The organism is Planococcus halocryophilus (assembly GCF_022489025.1).
GTDB lineage: Bacteria > Bacillota > Bacilli > Bacillales_A > Planococcaceae > Planococcus > Planococcus halocryophilus_A.
In genome coordinates this window covers 1-21843 of the sequence record NZ_JAKVTG010000006.1, presented here as the reverse complement: position 1 = coordinate 21843, position 21843 = coordinate 1, and the positions used below count along the sequence as shown (strand labels likewise).

Sequence of the window (21843 nt, the reverse complement as noted above, 5' to 3'; positions counted from 1 at the left end):
TTTTCAGTAAATATGTGATATGCTCTGAGTTAACAAAGGATAATACATGAACTCCCTTGGTATATAGACTATCTCTTATTTAACAGGACATTCCTGTATGCAAGCTTACCTGATCATAAAAGTGATTTAACAGTATAGGGGGAATTAAAAGTGGGTGTAACAAAAAACTTCTTTATTGCATTGTCCAAAAACCAACCACTAAATAGTGCAGCAAAAAAATGGGGCCTGAAATTAGGGGCTGGAAAAGTCGTCGCCGGAACTGACATCGCCAGCATGATGCAGTCGGTAAAGGAACTAAACGCCAATGGAATTAGTGCAACAATCGATAGTCTTGGTGAATTTGTTCACACAAAAGAAGAAGCCACAAAAGCCAAAGAGGCTATAGTAAAGACACTTGAATCTATTCAAATTTATGGTGTCAATGCGCATATGTCTGTCAAACTGACTCAGATTGGTTTGGATGTGGATTTTGATTTTTGCTTAAAAAATATTCAAGAAGTAGTAGCAGAAGCTTCTCGCTATGACATCTTCATCAACTTAGATATGGAAGATTATGATCACTTACAACAAACACTCGATATACTTGAAGCTTTGCGTGCAGAGTATGAAAATGTCGGTACAGTTATCCAAGCCTATTTGTATCGATCTGAAAAAGATTTGGAAACCTTAAAAAACGTTCGACTCCGCCTAGTAAAAGGGGCTTATAAAGAAAGTGCAGAAGTTTCGTTTCAGGAAAAGCACGAAGTCGATGAAAATTATTTAAAGCTCATTAAGATTCATCTCCAATCTCCTGGATTTACTTCGATTGCCACACATGATCACCATATTATTGAAAAAGTAAAAGCATTCGTAAAAGAAGAAAATATCCCTCTAAATCGCTTTGAATTTCAGATGTTATATGGTTTTCGTTCTGAAATGCAAAAAGACTTGGCAAAAGAAGGCTATGCTTTTACAACCTACGTTCCTTTTGGACAAGACTGGTATGCATATTATATGAGAAGACTTGCTGAAAGACCTCAAAACATCAACTTGATGTTAAGAAGCATGATTTCGAAATAACCATAAAGAAGCACCTCTAAGTAAAAATTAGAGGTGCTTCTTTTTTATTGATCCAAATTCCGTACTTGAATGGGTGGCAATACACGTTGAATATTTTTTCGATGTTGTTCATACTGTTCCGGCAACATTAAAGCTTCTCCTAGAGACTCTTGTGATTCATCTATCGCAAATCCCGGTGGATCTGTCGCAATTTCAAATAAGATATCTCCATATTCACGGAAATAAATCGCGTTAAAATACTGGCGATCTTGAACCGGTGTCACGCCCAATCCGTATGCTTCTACTCGCTCTTTCCAATCCAGTTGATCGGCATCGTCTTGTGCGCGCCAAGCGATATGATGAACCGTTCCGACCCCCATCTGCCCTACACCAACAGGAGATAATTTCACATCAATCATATTTCCGATTTCACTTGCTGCCCGGAAACGCAGTAAGCCATCTTCTTCCTCAATTTTTTCTAGCCCCATAACCGTTTCTAATAACTCAGCCGTTTTTTCTGCGTTAGCTGTGTACAATGTTGCGCCACCAAATCCTTTAATCGCAACACCTTTTGCTACTCCTTGAGTTTCCCAACTATTTGGCTCTCCCTCTTGCCTTTCAACTAATTCCAAATGAAGTCCATGTGGGTCATCAAATGCTAAATATTGTTCTTTAAAACGCGTTTCTTTTGAAAAAGGTACGTTGAATTTTTCCAGTCTCTTTTCCCAGAATGCTAAAGCACCAACGGGAACCGCATAAGTAGTGACGCCAACTTGACCATCACCAATTTTTCCTTTGTATGCATTGCCCCAAGGAAAAAACGTTATAATCGTTCCTGGTTTTGCTGTTTCGTCACCAAAATACAAGTGGTACGTTTCTGGATCATCAAAATTAACGGTTTTCTTTACTAGACGTAACCCCAGCACACCGGCATAAAAGTCTACATTTTCTTGAGGATCCGCAACAATTGCCGTGATGTGGTGAATTCCCATTGATTTCTTTGTCATTTTGGAGCACTCCTTTTGTCGATAAATCTATATCTAACCTTACCATTCTACTATCTCGAACCAAAACATTTACTAGTTCTCTAACTCTGTGTCTACTTACCACTCTTCTATTTTGGAATATTGTCTTCGTATTCTTCTAATTGGTCTTGCCTTTGGTCTTTTATTTCTTCCAAGTTTTCCTTACTTTCTTGTTTGTCTTCTTCAATCTCTTCTTTCTGGTCTTTTTCTTCAGCCCTAGAGATATTGTCGTTTTTTCGTTCTTGTTCTACTTGCTCTTTCTGATGTTCTTTAAGCTCTTCCATTTTCTCTACATCTTCGGCATATTGCTCTTCCACTTCTGATGTAGAGGGAAGAAAAGGTTCGTTGTTAAAGTCCGTTCTTTTGCCATAACGAAGCATTTCATAAATAATCAATCCGTTATTCGGCATTCCGTTAGCGGTCTTCATGGGAATTACATCAAATAAGACAAAGTAAAATGCATAAAAAACAAACCGATTGAAAAAAGTTGCGCGTTCTTCAAACATGCCGTTGGCCACCATAGCGTTTAAGGTAATAGCCACCACTGTATTTAATAAAATCGGGCTTGCGTAAAGTGCGATGTAAGCAAGCTTTCCTTGCCGTTTTAGCGAATCGTATGAAAACCAGCTATATAGATGGTAATACTTCCGTATATCAAACACGCCAATTTTGATAATTCTTGGACCTGATCCGACGGTTAATCTCGGGTTTTTCACACCTAAAATCATGCTCATCAACAAATAGCCCGATTGTCTCAGAAAGACCACTACTGGTAAAATAATGAATGCAGATATTACTAATGCTATTAAATCGGGTATCCCAAACATTTGCTCACTCCTTTCAAAAGTGCAAAAAATAGTACCTCTTAACTTACCCCCTTTGTGTTGCAATCTTGCTCGTTCGGTATTACAAATATATTTCAATTCAGCGAATTTAATCCGTTGGTCATTCGTGGCATTCGTGTTAGCATAACTAATATGAAGAGAAATCAGAATCAATGAGATAGTTATCCTAACATCTCCATAATTTAACCTATACCCGAATGGACAAGCATTCAACATACTTCAACAAGTGAAAATCCACTTTAAAGGATGGATAGTGTGAGAGCAAACAGTAAACGTGGAACTCAAAAAAAATGGGTGATTGCCACGCTCTTTATAACTTTAATCTGTATGATGGTTGTTTTCGAAGAGACAAACGCTCCTCCTGATGTTTCAGCATCTATTCACATATCAGGGTCTGCTGCTTTTAGCTCTCCTCCCAATATCCATGAAATTACGAAGCAAGTCACAGTCGTGAAGAACTTGTCTTACCATGATTCTCCAAATAGTCTCTTGGATATTTATTATCCTAAAGACGCAGTTGATTCAATGCCTGTTATTTTATGGATACATGGTGGCGGGTATGTAGGAGGGTCAAAAGAGAGCCGACAAGATTATGCCATGTCACTTGCAAATGCTGGCTACGTCGTAGCGAATATTGATTATTCTTTAGCTCCAGCAGCTCTTTACCCGGGGCCTATTGTTCAAGCAAACGAGGCACTTGCTTATATGAACGTTCACGCTAGCAACTACGGCGGCGATATGGAGCGAGTGTTCATCGGTGGGGATTCTGCTGGTGCCCAGATCGCCAGTCAAGTTGCTGCTCTTGTATCCAATGCGGAACTCGCTAAAACCATGGCTATTCAACCCTCTATATCTAGTAATCAGCTTCAAGGAGCGGTACTATTATGCGGTATATACAACATGACTACACTAAGAGCTACAGCTTTTCCAAATATCGATTTTTTCTTAACAGCCTATACGGGTGCAGAACCTTTTGAGTCGTTTGCGAAAATCGATGAACTTTCTACAGTTCAACACATTAGCTCTGACTTCCCGCCTGTTTTCATAACCGCTGGCGATGCGGATCCTTTCGTTTCCCAATCTACTGAACTAGTTGATGTTTTACAGTCTTACGAGGTTCAAGTTGCTTCTGTATTCTTTAAAGGCACGCAGAAAAACTTGAAGCATGAGTTTCAATACGATTTATATACAGATGACGCAAGAGAGACACTAGAACAAACACTCGATTTCCTTGTTACTCACAGCAAATAAAAAATGAGCAAGCCGCATATGCGGCTTGCTCATTTTCAAATACAATTATCAATTATTAATATACTTTTCGAATACATCTCCAAAATCTTTTACATGGTATTGATTGCGAACAGAAGTCATCCATGTAAAGCCGAAATCAGTCAGTTTTGAGTATTGATCATCCAGTGTCACATCACTCGTTCTTGAATTTTGTAAAACAGTGACCGCCTTATTTAAACTGTCAGTTGCCATATTCGTAATAATGGCATTTTCATGCATAATTTCAGCAACTCTCAACAAAGACTTATACAAATTTGTTAAGCGACTTGCTTGCTGTTTTTGAACATCAATTTTAAAATGAACGGCTCCTACAACAAAGGCTAGCTCTACATCTAAATCGATTTTCCCTGCAGTTTCAAGCACGACACTTGAAATGGTATGCTGCGAATAAGGGTAACGCTTTAAAATCCGTTTAGATGACATTGCGCTATCTCCATCTACATGGATGATTGCAAGATTAGTAAAGCAATATTCGTCGGCTTTTGTCTTGATCAAAAAATAGATTTTCTCCCCGTCTTCATGCATAACGTAATCATCTGAATCCGTTTTATCAAAGTCTTGTGGATCGATTATTTTCCCAATATCTGATAATCCTAATGCTTCTGAAGCCATTTTTTTGAACATGTCACTTCTTCCCCTTTACTTTTAAAATACTTACTTCGACCATCTTATTTTATCAAAATTTATTTAAGCTATTCTTCAGTTCTTCTATTCACTTTATAAGTAAACTCTACTTCCACTTTTTTCCCTGAAGACATGTGTACACAAAACTCTAATTCATTTGATTGTTTTAACTCGTAATCATGACTAGACGATTCCATCTCCCACATTTGTTCGAAAACTTCGTGTTTCACATCCACTCGAACGTGCTCTGATTTTTGGTTATGCACTTTGTAAATATACGTAATATAGTCAAAGTGACCGCTTCTATCCCGCTTTTTTTCCCAGCTTTCACTAACAATATCAAAAGCTCGACCTATTGTTAAAGATACTTTTTGCTGCACCGCCGTATTTTTGACAGCATCTTCACCGATAAATACCATTTCTCCACTGTCGTCTTGGTGATATACTTTTAAAACCCCTTGAGGCAATGGCATTCCTAGCTTGTTAGCCACAATGTTATCGAATTCAACCACAACTTTCGCCTGTTCACTGTGCGCATCTATTTTATACAATCTTCGAAAAGCAACTTCTTGTATATTTAAGAAACTGATTTGTTTAGTCTGTTTGTTTAAAATGGTCACTGGACGACCTATGCTATATACATGGGAATCAGCTAAACTACGCTCTATGAAACCAGACTCTGGTTCCTCTGCTATAGAAAACAACCTGGACTGCGTAACTAATGGCAAGTTATTCTTATACCGATTCACTTTACCAGCAGCTAACTGGAGCTGACTTTCGGAAAAAACCATGCCGCTATTATTGGAAATTTGAAACCAACCGATAAAGTTTAACGTAGAGCCGTTAATTTTCGCAACATAATTTGCTTGCCATTCTACTCCTTGCGTCAAATAGGAAATGTCCACTTTAGCATCGGATTCGATAGCCGTGACTTTGCAAACTAATGCCGGTTTCGTCAATAGTCCTTCTGGCAATACAGGGAAAATCAGCTGTCCAACTGGATCAATTATTATTTCTCCTGTATCCATTCGTTCAGCAATAATAGCGGCAGAAACACTGAGTAACCGAATCTTCCATGTTTTGTTCAACTTTTCATTTTCTATAGTAATGATTTCATTAATATACTTTTCTAATAATATTTCTTTACTGATCAAGTCAGAAGTATAACTTTGTTCTAATACGTGGAGTCCCTCTATCCAAATGGAATCTACCTCTATTTCAGGAGAGACGTTCATAAATCGGATTTCCGTAACTTCTTTATTTGCTGGGACTTCTCTCACTTCTTTTACCAACCCAAACCCATCGTTATAAATGGTTATGCTTTGAGATATCAAATGTTCGTGTGTTGATTGGAATTCCATCCAAATCCCCCTTTATTTATCGATCAAAATAAGATTTCAAATAAGCAATTGTCTCCAGTCGACATTGTTCCGTTAAAGGAGATTTTTTTGTATGCACTAAATCACCGTATAATAAATCACCTAGAAACCGTAATTCTTCTTGATACCGTCGATTTGTTTGTGGGTCATAGACTTCTACTTGCATATAAATCGCTGTATTTTGTTCTACAAAATCCGTGACTGTAATTTGGCAGTTCATATTTGTTCCTCCTGGGACTTTAGCTAAACTAAACTATTTATCTCGCTTACTTTGATTCCCTATATTCTACCATCCATTTTCAAATCACGTCTTGTTTTAAAAAACAGGATGTGATGAACATGATAACGAAACATCCCTAATCGTTAGAAAAACAAAGAGGTATTGGAATAAGTTCATTCCAATACCTCTTATACACTGACTTCATTAACTCCAAGTCATTAATTTACTTAAAATAGACCAATTGCTTTGCCATCTGCAGTGACGTCCATATTCAGAGCAGCAGGCTTTTTAGGAAGGCCTGGCATGGTCATAATGTCACCCGTCAAGCAGACCAAAAACCCTGCGCCCAGCTTCGGGATAATCTCTCGAATAGTAATGGTGAATCCTTCAGGACGTCCCAATAATTTAGGTTGATCCGATAACGAATACTGCGTTTTCGCCATACAAATCGGCAAAGAATCCCAACCGAATTTTTTCAATTCGACGAGCTGCTTTTGTGCAAGATCAGACAATTGAATATCTGCTCCTCCATACACTTTTTGAACGATTGTCCGAAGTTTGTCTTCGATTGAATCCTCTTCTTTATAAAGAAGTTGGAAGTTTTTCGGCCGCTGCAGTTCTTGCTTTACAAGCTTAGCTAAAGCAACTCCACCCTGCCCGCCTTTTTCCCACACTTCTGTTAAAGCAATCGCAACTCCTTGTTGTTTTGCCCACTCTAGTACGGTTGCCAATTCTTCTTCACTATCTCCTGCAAAGCGATTTAATGCGACAACAGGCTCAATACCGAATTGTTGAATCGTATCCACATGCTTGGCCAAATTGACCATTCCGCGTTTTACAGCATCCGCATTCGCTTCTTTTAACTGATCTTTTGCTACGCCGCCATGCATTTTGAGGGCTCGAACAGTGGCTACGATGACTACAGCATCAGGATTGAATTCACCTTTTCTAGACTTGATGTGCATAAATTTCTCTGCACCCAAATCAGCTCCGAAACCAGCTTCAGTTACAACGATATCCGCTATACGTCTCGCTGTGTTTGTCGCAATTAGCGAGTTACAGCCGTGAGCGATATTCGCAAACGGACCTCCGTGGATGATCGCTGGTGTTCCTTCAATCGTTTGAACTAAATTCGGTTTGAAAGCCTCTTTCAACAATAAGGTTAAAGCGCCTTCTGATTCAAGATCTCTAACTGTAACTGGCTCTCTGTCATACGTGTAGCCAATCACCATTTGTGCCAATCGCTCTTTCAAGTCGGCAAGAGAAGTCGCTAAACATAGTACAGCCATGATTTCCGAAGCCACCGTAATATCAAAGCCGTCCTGACGAGGGATTCCTTGTCCAGGTCCACCAAGACCAATCGTCACTTGGCGTAACGCACGATCATTAATATCCAATACTCGTTTCCAAGTAATACGTCGTGGATCAATGTTCAAAACATTTTTTTGATGCAAATGATTGTCTATTAACGCAGCTAACGCATTATTCGCTGAAGTAATGGCATGAATATCGCCTGTGAAATGCAAATTGATATCTTCCATTGGTAAGACTTGTGCAAAGCCGCCGCCTGTCGCACCGCCTTTCACGCCCATAACAGGACCTAAAGATGGTTCACGAAGAGCTACCGCTACGGATTCTTTCAATTGTTTAAACGCATCAGCTAACCCTACCGTTACAGTAGACTTTCCTTCTCCAGCAGGGGTTGGACTAATTGCTGTGACTAATACTACTTGCCCTAATTTTTGAACAGGTGGCAATTGATCTACATTGATTTTTGCTTTAAAGTTTCCGTATAATTCCAACGCCTCTTTTGAAATGCCAGCCTGTTCTGCAATTTCCAGAATCGGTTGTATAGTTGCTTCACTCGCAATCGATAAATCCGTAAAAGCCATGAATAAAATCCCAACTTTCGATTTTTTTCTTTAGTATAACCTGTTTCCTGTTAAAAATCAGCGCTCAATTGTCAGAGCGATATAAATAGAACATTAGAACCGCATATCACCAATAATCGTTAGTTCTGGAAAATCTTCTTCGATTACTACTAATAAACCATTCTCTTCTAAGTGATTATACAACTCTTCTTCATCAACTTTACGAATTGCTTCCAAGCCCTCAGTTCGGCTATGAAATTTCAGAATGTATTTTTTTTGATCACCTTTAGTCAGTATATAAACATCAAATGGCTCATATCTTTTTACGTTAGCCAACTGCTGATGCTCTATGATTGATGCGGCATCCAGTTTATCAAAATGCGTAAAAAGGAACATTTCAGAACGTCTTTCTTGTGCTGAGATAAAGCTCATTTTCCCATGATGCCGATCAATAAAACGCTCGGACAATGTCTGGTGAAACGAGATCGTTTCCCATTCGACACGATTGCTATACTTTTCGATAAAACGCTCGGATAAGACTTGATAACGCGTAACTAAAGTCCAGTCTACTTGGTGAGCATGACGGTAGATTAACGGCATTGGTAAATGCTGATGACGACTAAGTTCCGTCCAATCTAGTTTGTTTTGATGCTTTTCGATAAACATCGGTGACAAGCCTTTTGTATTTGCTAATTGCTGTTTCTTTGAAACAAGCTGCCAATAATATGTCGCATCAAATGCTCGGCTTTCTTTTTCAAACGTTTTTTGCTGCTTTTTACTCAATTCTTCAATAGCGATTGGTTGCCACTTCTTTTTATTAGCAAATTTTTCAATAAAACTTTCCGACAACTTTTGGTTTTTCATTATTTCATCCCAAAACAAGCGATTTCGATATTTCCGAATAAAGCCTTCCGATAGTTCCTGATGACCGGAGATCAATTTCCAATTTACTTGATCTGCATTTTCGTTAATAAACTTCTCGGACAACAGCTCTTCCTGGCAAATCTGATTCCAAGGTATCGAGCGTTTGTCTTTTAGGTTCTTTGCTTCCATTAATTCGTTTAAGGAATTGAACATATAAACCACTCTCACTTTTCATTTCTTTATTGTTTATACTAACATGCCTGTAAATGAAAAACTCATTATAGGCAAAGAGAATCCCTTGCTCTCCTGAGCAAGGGATTCTCTTTTCTTCACTACTTTTTCTTTTGAACAATCGCCACCGTACATCTCGACACGCAAATCAGCTTTTCTTCTTCATCAACAATTTTAACATCCCAGACCATAGTTGTCCTTCCTTTATGAAGGGGTGTGCCGATAGCAGTCACTATTCCGTCTTTTTTGCCACGTAGATGGTTGGCATTGATTTCTAGACCTACGGCGATTTCATTTTCTTGATCGATTAAATTCCAAGTACCAAAACTTGCAACTGTTTCTGCCAACACCACGGATGCACCTCCATGAAGTTGACCAAAAACTTGATGGGTAGGTCCATGTACAGGCATTGTAGCCATTGCTTTATCTGAAGTCATTTCACCTAGTTCAATTCCCAATATACCAATAATTGTTTCGTCCATTGGCTTCATATCCATGTCACTATTCTCCTTCTCAACTCACACCCTCAATTTCCATCGCTTTCTTTTATTTTTTTATCAGCGTATAGTTCACGCAATAAGAATTTCTGAATCTTCCCACTAGCATTACGTGGCAATTCCTCGACAAAGCGATAAGTTCTTGGTCGTTTAAATCGTGCTAAATTTTCGTTGTTCAAGCAATATTCTTCTAATTGATCCTCTGTCAACAACTCATTTTTCACGACGATAAATGCCATCACCGATTCTCCCCACTTTTCATCAGGGATACCTAATACAGCCACATCCTGAACTAGTTCATGTCCATGGAGCGCATCTTCTACTTCGCGCGGATAAATATTTTCTCCACCACTAATAATCATGTCATCAACTCGGTCGGCCACATATAAATAGCCCTCTTCATCCACATATCCTAAGTCGCTAGTATGATACCACCCTTTATACATCACGCGAGCTGTAGCTTGCGGACGATGGAAATAACCCAACATCATACTCGGACCTCGAACAATAATTTCTCCAACCTCAAACGGCTCTACTTGATCATCCGGTTCTGAAGGTCCATGATCTTGGGGTCGAACGATTCGAATTTCATGATTAAAAGCAGGTTTTCCAGCAGATCCTGCTTTAGTTAACTGTTCATCTTCAGTCAGAAAAGTAATGGCTGGTCCCATCTCCGTTTGGCCATACGCTTGGATTAACTCAACTCCAAGTACTTCTTTAACTTGTCTAACTAAAACAGGCGCCATTGGAGCTGCTCCATATAGTCCACGCTGCAAAGTTTTCACTTTCGAATTGGCACCAGCTATCTCCGTCATCATGCTCCACATTGTTGGAACAGCAAACATGACTGTAACCTTTTCCTTTTCAATAGTGTCGATTGCTACTTGAGGATCGAACTGATGCATAATGATGCTTGAAGCACCTGCCTGAACACGCGGAATGATGCAACAATGTAATTCAGCACAATGGAACATTGGCGCAACCACCAAACCCACATCATTTTTCGTATATTTCAGCATCGCAATACACGTCATACTTTGTTCTGCCATATTACGATGAGAATGGATAACGCCTTTTGGTCGCCCAGTCGTTCCACTCGTATACATGATGGCATATATATCTGTTTCATCCACGTCTACAAGTGGGTCTGTCGAAATGGCTGCGATAACTTGTTCTTGATAACTCACTGCATATTCTGGAACATCTTCGTCTATAAACCAAAATTGAATACTCGGAAATTGCTCAGCCACTTTTCCAACTGTTTCTTTTAAAGCTTCTTCAAAAAGAACCACTTCAGGTGTTGCATCATTTAGTATATACGTCAGTTCTTCAGGCTTTAGACGGAAGTTAATAGGATTGAAAACAGCCCCAATTTTTGCACAAGCAAACAAGGCAGTAGGCAGTTCACTATTATTGAAAAGAAAGCTTGAAACACGATCCCCTTTGCAAACACCTGCTGTAATAAGCGCATTCGCTAAACGATGAACCTCGTCACTCCATTGGGAATAGGTCCATCTTTTTTCTCTTCTCATATCGACTAACGCCTCTTTGTTCGGATACATACTTACCGTCTGATCAAAGACCTTCCCAAGTGTTGCGTACATTCTTTGCTTCGCCTCCTTCTAATTTAGCCCCAATATATCTCTTCATGATGTCAGAAAAAACCCAATATTGCAACTACTCGAAGTTTCTTTATAAAGACACGAACTTACTATGAAAAAGACTTTCACACATTTTGATTAAAAAAAACAATAATTTAATATAAACTATTAACTTTTATCTAAAATGACCGATATAGTATTTGTGAGATTATAAAATTCTTTTATTTTCCATATATTTGTTACTATAAATATCTAAATTACCATTTTCATTACTTTCATATTTGTAACACAATTGTAATATTGAAACTTATTGCCTATATTTTATTAATTATATAGAATTAAATAACTCGAGAATAACAGACCAAATTATTTATAAATAAATGAAAAAAAGGGGTTTGAGGATGAAAAAGATTATTTTCACGTTATTTGCAGCTACAGCATTATCAATGGCTATCGGAACGTCAGATACAGAAGCAAGTACTTACACAGTAAAATCGGGAGATACGTTATGGAAAATTGCGTCTAACAATAATATTTCGGTTAATCAACTGCTCACGTGGAATAACCTACCATCCAATTCGATTTTTCCAAATCAAACGATTAAAGTTTCAGCGACTTTGACATCCGTCGCCACTCCAAAACCCCCTGTCGTTTCTAAACCGCCGATCAGTTCGGTGAATACATATACAGTAAAATCCGGAGATACATTGTCACATATAGCGCGAATTCATAGTACTAGCGTTAGCTCGATTCAGCAATTGAATAAGCTGTCCGAAAATACAATCATTCCTGGTCAAAAACTAGTCGTTAGCGGAAAAATAGTAGCAACTCAACCAACTACAACTGTTAAAGCACCTGCTCCTGTGCCCACAGTTTCTAATCCGAGCACGTATCGTGTAGTCAGTGGAGACACACTAACCAATATTGCCAAACGTCATAATACATCTGTTTCGCAGTTGATGAGCTTAAATAGCTTGAAATCGAGTTCTGTTCGTATTGGTCAAACTTTGAAAGTAGACGCGAAATCATCAAACGGCTCAATAGTACCTGCTTCAAATTCAATCGTTACACCTTCTGTAAATTCTGGATCGATTTCTACATTGATAAATTCAGCAACGTCTTTCTTAGGTACACCTTATAAATGGGCTGGATCTGCACCAGGTGGGTTTGATTGCAGTGGCTATATTTACTATGTTTATAACCAAGCTGGATTTAGCGTTCCAAGAACGAATACAACAGGTTTTTATGCGCTATCATCACCTGTTAGTTCTCCTGAAGTTGGCGATTTAGTATTCTTTAAAGATACTTACCGCCCGGGAATCTCACATATGGGAATTTTAATTGGGAACAATAGCTTTATCCACGCCGGTGGTGATCGTGTTCAAATTACAAGTTTGAATGATAAATACTGGAGTTCAAAATTCGATAGTTACAAACGTTTAAACGTCATGAAATAAAAAATTAATAAAAAAAGAAAAACTTCTTTGATAATATTTTTAAAAATAATCTTCTTAAGCCTTTTATCCAACTGGATAAAAGGCTTTTTTCTATATACACAAAAAAGAGACCTCAATAGGTCTCTTTTCACTCTTCATTTCTTTCAGATAAGTTATTTACAATAATCTGCGCTAAGTCAGCACCATTTTGAATACATGCGCCAATTCCTACTCCAAAGTAAGAAGAACCTGCTAGTTTAATATGTGGAAGCATTTCTTCCATTTTCAGCTCTAGTGCATTAATCGCATTTTTATGTTCCATATGATAATTAGGCATTAAATTTTCCCAACCTGTTACTTCTGCAGTTAACGGCATTTCTTCAATCCCTAAACTCTTTTGGATATCGCCCATTGCCACTTTTATCAGTTCTTCTTTAGACAAATCTTTTAGCTGACCATATGATGGATGCGAACTTTTGTAAAATAATCGAACTAATAACTTTTGATTTTTTGATGTATGTTGCCATTTCCGACTCGTCCACGTACAGGCATTGCAATGTAAATCGCTTTCTTGTGACACGATAAATCCGGTACCGTCTTCTGGCAAGCGGTCGTCCGGAATATCATAGCCAAGATAAACACTAATCAGCGATGAATTCAAAAACTGATCAAATTCAGCGTCTAGCTCGGGTAAGTTTAATAACTCTTGTGCGACTTGATGAGGAGTAGCCATAATCACATAATCAGCTTCTAATGCCTCACCTTTTTCAAGCTCTACCAGATAGCCGGCTTTGTCTTTTTTGATAGACGTTGTTCCGACTCCTTTGATGATTCGATTTTGCTCTATTTTTTTTTCTAATGTATCAATCAATACTTCCATACCGTCATCAAATGAAATGAATTTTTTATTTGCGGCGCCTTGGAAAAATTCTTTGTTTGCTTCAAAGCCTTTGATGATACTGCCGTATTTGTTTTTGTAATCAACTAAATAAGGCAATGTCGAGGATAAGGTTAGCTCATAGAGATTACCCGAATAGACTCCAGATAACACCGGAGCAATTTGATTTTCAACCAATTCTTTGCCTAAGAAAGCTTCAAGAAACTCTCCAATTGAACTATCACGTGTATAGTTTTCGTTCAGGCTAGTAAAATCTTTCAACGCCGCTTGCTTTCCTTCTTCAGAAACGAGCGTTGAACTAAATAACGATTCTTTGCTCATCGGAATACCAAAGACAGTGTCTTTTGGAATGGCATGCAGCACATTATTCGCATATAAATAAGAAATTCCCGTACCGTTATAAACCATTCGCTCTTTTAACCCCAACTCTTCGATTAACGGCATAACACTGGCATGACGTGCAACAATTGAGTCTGCCCCGACTTCCATAATGAACTCATCATTTTTGATCGTTCTGATTTTCCCTCCTAGTTGATGCGAACGTTCGATCAGAACCAACTCTAGCCCGAGGTTTTCCTGCATATTTAACTTTTGCAAATAATACATGGTGGAAAGACCTGTAATGCCTCCCCCAATGACTACAATTTTCTTCAACTTGATCCACTCCTTGCTTGTGCTTCTATTCTACCAATATTTCCGTCTGACTACATTGTTCTTTTTGTCTGTTTTAATACGCTTTGTCTCTACGCCATGGTAGGATAAAAGGTAAGTACTCGTAGTTTGTATGCGAAAAGGAGAGCTGTTTACTAATGAATCTTATTGACCAGAATATCATAGAAAGACGCTCAATCAAGAAATTCAAAGTTGATGCCGTTAACACAGAAGAAATTATCGACCTACTGAATGTCGCCAAATGGGCACCTAATCACAAAGTCAATGAACCTTGGCGTTTCCAGCTTTATACCGGCGCTGGCAAAGAAAAATTTGTTCAAGCATTTCTAGAAGCTATGAAAACAGCTGATGGAGAAACACCTGCAAAAGCATTTAACAAAGCTGATTATTTCCGCAGTATTCCGCTACACTTGGTCGTGATCATGCCTGAAGATCCGAGACAAAGAAGATGGGATGAAGATTATGGCGCAATTTCTTCGATGCTTCAAAACTTCCAGCTAGCTGCCTGGGAACGTGGCATCGGCATGATTTGGCGCTCTAACGACTGGATATACAATCCTGTGTTTCGCGAAGCGATTGGTGTAAAACCTGGAGAGAAAATTGTCGCGACCATGATGATTGGCTATCCTGCTCACATCCCTGCAAAACAAGAACGTACTGATATTCGTGAGAAGTTGACGATTATTAGTGAATAGTTTTTATTTCAAGAGATGTCGCATACAGCGATATCTCTTTTTCGTTTTAAAGGAACCAAATAGCCCTAATTCAGTCTAATTAAGCAAGAGGTGAAGTTCGATGAAAACAGCTTGGTTAGCTCTTGTATACGTAATAATTTTCGGATTGTCTGTGTACGTATACGTCACACAATTAAATCGCCCCGACAATGACTTACATCAGCGACTTTTACCTGTAGAAATAAAAAAAGTGACGTCTGGTATGACAGACTATGCACTTCAGAAAATTGTTTACGATGCTAAGAACAACGGAGATGTTCTTTCAATTGCTGGCATGCAACATAGTCAAGGCGGTCAAACCGTTTACCCCAACGGTCTTATGATTGATATGAAACCTTATAACCAAGTTTTGGAAGTCAATTCGCAAGCCAAAACTGTGACTGTACAAAGTGGTGCAACATGGGCGGATATTCAAGAAGCCATTAATCCATATGGCTTGTCCTTAAAAGTCAGTCAATCGCAAAACATCTTTACAGTAGGCGGCTCACTCAGTGTCAATGCGCATGGTTTAGACATTCGTCATGGTGGAATAACGGATACCGTTTTATCCATGCGTTTTTTAAATGCTGATGGCGACATTATCCAACTAAGTGCTTCAGAGAATAACGAGTTGTTTTATGCTGTTCTTGGTGGTTATGGACTGTTTGGCATTATTTTAGATGTCACGTTTCAGTTGACGGATGATGAATTGCTCGAAACTGAAACAGCAAGTATGTCGTACAGTGAGTATCCTGCTTACTTTACTAAGCAAGTTAAAGGAAATCCTCACGCTAAAATGCATTTAGCACGTATATCTATTGCCCCCGATTCTTTTATGGAGGATATGTATACGATCACTTACAAATCCGCTCACGATCAAAGTGAACTCGCGAGCTATCAAAAACTGAAAACTGAAAACTTGGTTGCCGTGCCAAAATTTTTTCTCGGTCTTTCACGCATTAATGATGCAGGAAAAGACAGCTTTTGGAATGCACAAAAAGTCTATACCCAACAAATCAATGGAAACCTTGTGTCTCGAAACAATGTCATGCGTTCAGATTCAGAATTTATGGAGTATGACAACAGTCGCAAAACGGAAATTTTACAAGAGTATTTTGTTCCCGTAGACCAGTTCGAGCATTATATTCCGGAACTGAAAAAGGTACTCGAAGACCATCCGGACTTTAATTTATTAAATGTCACCATTCGCTATGTTGAACAAAATGAAAATGCGGTTTTGTCTTATGCAAAAGAAGATATGTTTTCACTCGTGCTACTAATTAATCAAGGAACCGATGAAAAAAGTGTGCAAGCTACGCAAGACGTGGTTCGGGAAATGATTGATGTTACACTTGCACACGATGGTAGTTATTACCTTCCTTATTTCGGCTATCCGACAAAAAAGCAAATGCAAATAGCTTATCCAAAAACCGAAGAATTTTTTGAGTTAAAAGAACGTTTTGATCCAGAGCATCGCTTCATGAATCTTTTTTACGAGGAGTACCAACCATGAATTATAAACGCTTTATTTATTATCAGGGCATTGTAGGGATGGCTTCGAGCATGATTTTCCCGTTCTATATTTTGCTCATTCGAAACGTTGGCGATAGTTATGCTCAGTTTGGATGGGCGTATGGTTTATTTGCTTTGACAGCGGCACTATGTTATCCAATAATCGGAAAATATGCAGATCGCGTTGGGGATAAATCGCTACTAGCCATATATTCATGGGGAATGGCCATTCTTTTATTATTCTTTCCACTAGCTTCTGAAGTTTGGCATGTATACGTACTGCAAGTGCTCATGGGAATATTAGGTGCTGTACAGAAAAATTCAGAAAAAACGATATTGGCGCGCTACGTCACAAAAGAAATTGCTGGCGCTCAAATTGGTCGCTATCATGTTTGGACATCTGTTGCTGCAGCAATCGCTGTAATTGCTACCGGCTACCTCGTTGACTTCTTAACAATTGCCAGTATTTTTTATGTAGCTTCACTCATCTTTGCTGGGAGTGGAATAATAGTATTAAAATTACAAACGATCAAACAATGACAGAATCAAAAAAGACTCACTTGATCTGCAATAGATCAAGTGAGTCTTTTAAAATGGGCAATCATACTGCTTTTTTAGTTAAAGCCGTCATCGCGCCCATTGCGCCTGAAAACTCTCCGTTATCAGGGAACACGGGAACAGAACCGCGTAAAATGGTATAGCTTGTCACAACTTCTTTTAGTAGAGGATTATCGATAAATGAAGAACCGATATAAACAATAGTAGAACTTCTACATTGACGAGCCGCTTGAACACTTACTGTGCTAACCGTTTCACCTACAAGGCCAATAACTGCCGCTAACAACTCTTCTTTTGTCAGTCCATCTGAAATCGCAAACAAATTCTGCCCAAAATTACTAGCTGTCAACTCTCCAGAAATCGGTGGCTCTTTGTCTTCGTATATATGTTTGACTTTCAAGTCGAGGCGATCACGCGAACCTTGGCTTGCCAACTCCACGATTTCGTCGTAACGAGTAACTCCAGTCAATAAATGACTTAAACCAATTAACGTACCTCCACCAACACCCGTACCGCCTAATCGTTCTTGCATATTATCTTGTATACAATGAATTGACGTTCCAGTTCCAACGTTGGTCACTAAATAAGCATCTTCTAAAGTCCCGTTTTTCTCAAGAAGAACTTGTACACCAAGATGCGTAGCTTCAAATTCCACCATTTCTTGTGCTGGTTGATCGAGTAACGAAACAAGCACTCCCGACCTTCCTCCTGTTACACAAACTTTGCAGTCACTTAGATTATTTACCCAGTCAGCAACTTGTTCGATTTCAGCAATTGGGTACTTTTCAAAATGGACCTCCCCTTTTTTGGTATACGCCACTTTGATCAATGTACCGCCTGCATCTATTCCGACAATCATTTCTGCACCTGCTCTTTCTCACATTTAAAAAATGCCAGATAATTTATACATATGTGATAAAATTCTACCATACTCGTTTACATTATGGGAGTTGTTTGCTGATTAGCAAACTCTCAAGACCTATTCCTCCGATTATGTTAATAATCGAAGTTTTGCGGGTATAGCATATTCAAGACATCCATAAAAAAGAGGAGGAAATGGCATGGACTCTACAACATGGCTATACATAGCACTCATCATCTTCTTAGCAGGGCTGATTATAGCAATAATTGGAGTTGTTCTACTAATAGTAGGCATGAAAGAACCCATGAAAGAAATAAAAGGTTCTGCAAACAACTTGAAAGAACGTGCAGATAAACTTCAATTAGAAGCAGCAAGCTTGTCTCATCATGCTAATGAACTTAAAGAAGACATTCAAATGAAATCCGAAAAAATTACTGTACTCGTCGATGCCGCAAAAGGCACAATGAATTCAGTCATCGACTTGAACGCTTCCGTTCGCTCAATTACAGGGAACATCGCTTCAAGAGTCGATCATGACCGTGAAAACATTGCACAAGTTAACGAATGGAGTAACGGTGCCATTAAGTTTCTCACATTATTGGAAAACCAAAGACGCATTGAGAGCAATCGTCCTACGTATTCTTCACCATCTTTACATGATGAAAAACAGTATTAATGCATAAAAGGCAGCCTAAGTGGCTGCCTTTTATGGTTCGTTTTTTGATAAGCGATTAGTTTTCTAAAACGCCAACATTTTTATGGATATTTACTTGATGAGGGAATGGAATTTCAATCCCTTTTGCATCAAGTGCTTCTTTAATGGCTTTGCGCAATTGTCGTTCTACCGCCCATTGCTCTCCATTTTCCACTCTTGCGATGACTCGCAATGTAACGTCTGATGCACCAAATGCTTGCACACCAATCACATCAGGTCCTTCGACAATCCCGATATCTTTTGACGCCATTTGTGTACAAGCTTCCTGTATAACCACCATTGCTTCGTCGATATTTTCATCATAAGAGATACCAATATCGACAAGCGCGCGCATATTGCCTCGCGAATGATTGCTGACTGTTAAGATGTCCCGGTTTGGAATATAATTCAATGTGCCATCAAAGCTCCGAATTTTAGTTGTTCTTAAACCTACTGCCTCAACAATGCCATCAATGCTACCAACGGTTACATAATCGTTCACATCAAGCTGTTTTTCCAGTAGTAAAAAGAAACCCGTTACGACGTCACTCACTAAGCCTTGTGCACCAAAGCCTATTGCCAATCCAATAATTCCAGCCCCCGCAATCAAGCTTGCCACGGATAAACCAAATATATTAAAGATCGTTGTAACAAGGATAAAGATCAAAATATAAGAAAAAATGTTTTCCGATAAGCTTTGAAGCGTTAGGGCGCGCCCCTTCGTAACATCTTCTTTTATCAACAACTTTTCAAAAAACCGATTGATTAATCTCTTACCAATAGCTCTTACTAAAAGAAAAGCAATTAAAATGCCAATTATTTGTGCGGCAATGACTCCTGCACCAATGAGAAGCACTCCCCATTCGAAATTTCCTAAATCTAACAAAAAATCATCCTTTCTATTTTTGATAGCACAACACAATAAATTTTAGTTGTCACAATCACTTTCAATATTCCTTTTCCTTTATAACATACATGTACGAGTGATTTCATTCCTGACACTGTTTTCTGATTTCCTCTGCTTTTCAATTTTATACTACTCATAGAGAACTCTCGTTTTGAGGGGCCAGTCATTTTCTATTCCTTAAAGCTATCACCCCTTTAACTTTTTCATATTATAATAATAAATTGGAAATATTTTAAAGTTTTTAAATTTGATTGAAAGGGAATGGAGGTACTACTACATAAACTTACCTCTCCTATAGAAAGATGATGATTTTATTGAATGCACATGTTAATACTTTTTTATCGATTGACCCAGGCATCAATGAATCGATATTAAATTCACTAAGAGATCCTATTTGCTTAATTGATGCTACTGGAACAATCTGCTTTACAAATAAAGAATGGAATCGATTTGCGCTTCATAATGGTGGTGTTTTATCGAACTGCGGTATTGGTACAAATTATTTTCATCACTGTGAAAAAGAGCCTAATGTCCAGCAAGGGTTACAGGCGGTTTTGTCAGGGGAAGTAGATTGCTTCAACTTCGAATATCCTTGTCATTCCCCTTCTACAAATAGGTGGTTTTTGATGCAAGCTAACCCTCTTCAAGCAAATGCCTCGGCTATTGAAGGCGTAGTCATTCGCCATGTGGATATTACGAAACAAAAGCTGACAGAACTCCAATTAAAAGAACATGCAGAAAAAGATTCTTTGACTTCACTTTTTAATAGACGTTATTTTCAAGAACAACTAAAAAAAGAAGTACGCTTTGCGCAACAGAAAAATACACCTATTTCATTGTTATATATCGATACAGACAATTTCAAAGAAATTAATGATACTTATGGACACCCTACAGGTGATCAAGTATTAAAACAACTAGCTTTGCAAATTACGAATATCACAAGATCTTCTGATACGACAGCACGGATTGGCGGAGACGAGTTTGCTGTACTTTTGCCTAACACTGACAAAGCAGAATTAGAACTGATCGCTAACAGGTTAAGCGAAGAAATTCAGCAACTGAAAATCCAAGAACAAAACAGTCAAATTGATGTTACCGTATCGATAGGCGGGAAAAGTTTCACAAGCGATTTCCCTCTTAATTGTATGATTGATTGGGTAGATGATGCATTGTACTTAGCAAAAGATAAGGGCAAAAACCAAGTAGTTATCGCGTAATTTTTCCTCAGACCAAGTAAAGAATATATAACTATGTATATACTAACTGAACCCCGAATGATTTCACTTTTTAAAGTGGCTATCATCCGGGGTTCAACCGTAACTTTCCTTTATTTACAAAATAGCTAAAATCATTTCTTCTTCAACAGTCGGAACACAATAAAGCCAATTACCACAACTGCCAAAATAAGAAGGATGGTGATGAGCATATTGCCGCCATCTTCTTCAGTGGTTTCTGTAGCTTGAGCAGACTGCTCTTCTGTAGCTGATGCTTTTTCAACAACTGGCTCGCCTTCAGTTTCAACTTCAGAATCTTCAACAGCTTGCTCTTCTTCTGCAACTTCAACCGCTAGTTCAAATGGAACTTCCCCTTCAATCGGATGACCGTCTACTCCAATGATCTTCCATTGAATTGTATACGAGCCATTTGGAAGCTCTTCTTTTATAGCTCCGGTCATGACTTCACTTGAAAACGTAACTTCTTCAAAATCATAAGTCATTCCTTCGCTCTCCAATGTCATCGTACTTCCTTGTTCGATAACCGTCCCAAAAGTTAAAACTACTTCTTCTAGAGTCTCAGCGACAACAGATCCTTCTGCAGGTGTCGACGAGGATAGTGTCGTATGTGCTTGCCCTACTACCGGCAAAGCAAAAATAGCTAATACCAATAAAACCATTATTTTTTTCATACAGCTCATCTCCATTTCTTTTTCGATTTTACAATAGTTTTAGTCGTATTCTTCTTTATATTTTTTCTAAATCCAAAACTTTTATCCATTTCGCAAATCCCGACACAATCTAGATAAAATTAAACCTTATTGAATTGTAAAACAGGCAAACAAAAAGCTAGCCAGAAAGGCTAGCTTTTTGTAAACTCTCTAGTTAT

21 protein-coding genes are annotated in these 21843 nt (G+C 38.5%); 8 read left to right on the top strand and 13 right to left on the bottom strand.

The annotated features are described in order from the left end of the window. Positions 1-150: 150 nt before the first annotated feature. Entirely contained in the window at positions 151-1059 is a 909-nt protein-coding gene (locus MLE13_RS08715; protein ID WP_240749341.1) for a proline dehydrogenase family protein, read from the top strand. Between the two features lie 44 nt (positions 1060-1103). Here the strand turns inward: MLE13_RS08715 and MLE13_RS08710 are convergent, their stop codons facing one another. Then, positions 1104-2045 (bottom strand): ring-cleaving dioxygenase, encoded by a 942-nt coding sequence (locus tag MLE13_RS08710; protein ID WP_240749340.1) that lies wholly within the window; start codon positions 2043-2045, stop codon positions 1104-1106. 107 nt (positions 2046-2152) lie between these two features. Continuing rightward, the gene (locus tag MLE13_RS08705) at positions 2153-2890 is read right to left on the bottom strand and encodes a hypothetical protein (protein ID WP_240749339.1); all 738 of its coding nucleotides are present in this window, start codon (positions 2888-2890) and stop codon (positions 2153-2155) included. Between the two features lie 273 nt (positions 2891-3163). Between MLE13_RS08705 and MLE13_RS08700 the strand changes: the two genes are divergently transcribed. Further along, a complete protein-coding gene (locus MLE13_RS08700; RefSeq protein ID WP_240749338.1) occupies positions 3164-4159 on the top strand; it encodes an alpha/beta hydrolase in 996 nt (331 codons plus the stop codon). A 48-nt stretch (positions 4160-4207) separates the two neighbouring features. Here MLE13_RS08700 and MLE13_RS08695 read toward each other — a convergent pair whose 3' ends face one another. From MLE13_RS08695 to MLE13_RS08665, 7 genes are all read right to left on the bottom strand, one after another. Then, positions 4208-4822 carry a PH domain-containing protein gene (locus MLE13_RS08695; protein ID WP_240749337.1) on the bottom strand — a complete coding sequence of 205 codons (615 nt, stop codon included), beginning with the start codon at positions 4820-4822 and terminating at the stop codon, positions 4208-4210. Between the two features lie 68 nt (positions 4823-4890). Beyond that, on the bottom strand, positions 4891-6183 hold the full coding sequence (locus MLE13_RS08690; protein WP_240749336.1) for a DUF4139 domain-containing protein: 1293 nt from the start codon (positions 6181-6183) through the stop codon (positions 4891-4893). A gap of 16 nt (positions 6184-6199) precedes the next feature. Beyond that, positions 6200-6421 carry a hypothetical protein gene (locus tag MLE13_RS08685; protein WP_240749335.1) on the bottom strand — a complete coding sequence of 74 codons (222 nt, stop codon included), beginning with the start codon at positions 6419-6421 and terminating at the stop codon, positions 6200-6202. Between the two features lie 227 nt (positions 6422-6648). Continuing rightward, positions 6649-8313: a formate--tetrahydrofolate ligase gene (locus MLE13_RS08680; RefSeq protein WP_240749334.1), complete on the bottom strand. Its 1665-nt coding sequence runs from the start codon at positions 8311-8313 to the stop codon at positions 6649-6651. Between the two features lie 93 nt (positions 8314-8406). After that, on the bottom strand, positions 8407-9369 hold the full coding sequence (locus tag MLE13_RS08675) for a hypothetical protein (protein ID WP_240749333.1): 963 nt from the start codon (positions 9367-9369) through the stop codon (positions 8407-8409). Between the two features lie 119 nt (positions 9370-9488). Beyond that, positions 9489-9884, bottom strand: coding sequence for a hotdog fold thioesterase (locus MLE13_RS08670; protein ID WP_240749332.1), 396 nt, complete (start codon positions 9882-9884; stop codon positions 9489-9491). A gap of 29 nt (positions 9885-9913) precedes the next feature. Further along, the gene (locus MLE13_RS08665) at positions 9914-11488 is read right to left on the bottom strand and encodes a fatty acid--CoA ligase (protein WP_240749331.1); all 1575 of its coding nucleotides are present in this window, start codon (positions 11486-11488) and stop codon (positions 9914-9916) included. Between the two features lie 398 nt (positions 11489-11886). Between MLE13_RS08665 and MLE13_RS08660 the strand changes: the two genes are divergently transcribed. Then, positions 11887-12942, top strand: coding sequence for a LysM peptidoglycan-binding domain-containing protein (locus MLE13_RS08660; RefSeq protein ID WP_240749330.1), 1056 nt, complete (start codon positions 11887-11889; stop codon positions 12940-12942). Between the two features lie 127 nt (positions 12943-13069). On the opposite strand, the gene MLE13_RS08655 is transcribed toward MLE13_RS08660, so the two are convergent. Beyond that, a complete protein-coding gene (locus MLE13_RS08655) occupies positions 13070-14473 on the bottom strand; it encodes a protoporphyrinogen oxidase (RefSeq protein WP_240749329.1) in 1404 nt (467 codons plus the stop codon). A 155-nt stretch (positions 14474-14628) separates the two neighbouring features. On the opposite strand from MLE13_RS08655, the gene MLE13_RS08650 reads away from it, so the two are divergent. From MLE13_RS08650 to MLE13_RS08640, 3 genes are all read left to right on the top strand, one after another. Next, complete coding sequence (locus MLE13_RS08650) at positions 14629-15186, top strand: nitroreductase family protein (protein WP_240749328.1); 558 nt, start codon at positions 14629-14631, stop codon at positions 15184-15186. A 100-nt stretch (positions 15187-15286) separates the two neighbouring features. Then, entirely contained in the window at positions 15287-16717 is a 1431-nt protein-coding gene (locus tag MLE13_RS08645) for an FAD-binding oxidoreductase (protein WP_240749327.1), read from the top strand. After that, the gene (locus MLE13_RS08640; protein ID WP_240749326.1) at positions 16714-17256 is read left to right on the top strand and encodes an MFS transporter; all 543 of its coding nucleotides are present in this window, start codon (positions 16714-16716) and stop codon (positions 17254-17256) included. The genes MLE13_RS08645 and MLE13_RS08640 overlap by 4 nt, the downstream gene beginning before the upstream one ends. 61 nt (positions 17257-17317) lie before the next feature. Here MLE13_RS08640 and coaW read toward each other — a convergent pair whose 3' ends face one another. Further along, positions 17318-18133, bottom strand: a complete 816-nt coding sequence (coaW, locus tag MLE13_RS08635; RefSeq protein ID WP_240749325.1) for a type II pantothenate kinase — start codon at positions 18131-18133, stop codon at positions 17318-17320. Between the two features lie 202 nt (positions 18134-18335). Between coaW and MLE13_RS08630 the strand changes: the two genes are divergently transcribed. Next, positions 18336-18812, top strand: a complete 477-nt coding sequence (locus MLE13_RS08630; protein WP_240749324.1) for a DUF948 domain-containing protein — start codon at positions 18336-18338, stop codon at positions 18810-18812. Between the two features lie 55 nt (positions 18813-18867). Here the strand turns inward: MLE13_RS08630 and MLE13_RS08625 are convergent, their stop codons facing one another. Continuing rightward, a complete protein-coding gene (locus MLE13_RS08625) occupies positions 18868-19716 on the bottom strand; it encodes a mechanosensitive ion channel family protein (RefSeq protein ID WP_240749323.1) in 849 nt (282 codons plus the stop codon). Between the two features lie 335 nt (positions 19717-20051). Between MLE13_RS08625 and MLE13_RS08620 the strand changes: the two genes are divergently transcribed. After that, a complete protein-coding gene (locus MLE13_RS08620; protein ID WP_240749322.1) occupies positions 20052-20957 on the top strand; it encodes a sensor domain-containing diguanylate cyclase in 906 nt (301 codons plus the stop codon). A 131-nt stretch (positions 20958-21088) separates the two neighbouring features. On the opposite strand, the gene MLE13_RS08615 is transcribed toward MLE13_RS08620, so the two are convergent. Next, entirely contained in the window at positions 21089-21646 is a 558-nt protein-coding gene (locus MLE13_RS08615; RefSeq protein ID WP_240749321.1) for a copper resistance CopC family protein, read from the bottom strand. Between the last annotated feature and the right edge of the window lie 197 nt (positions 21647-21843).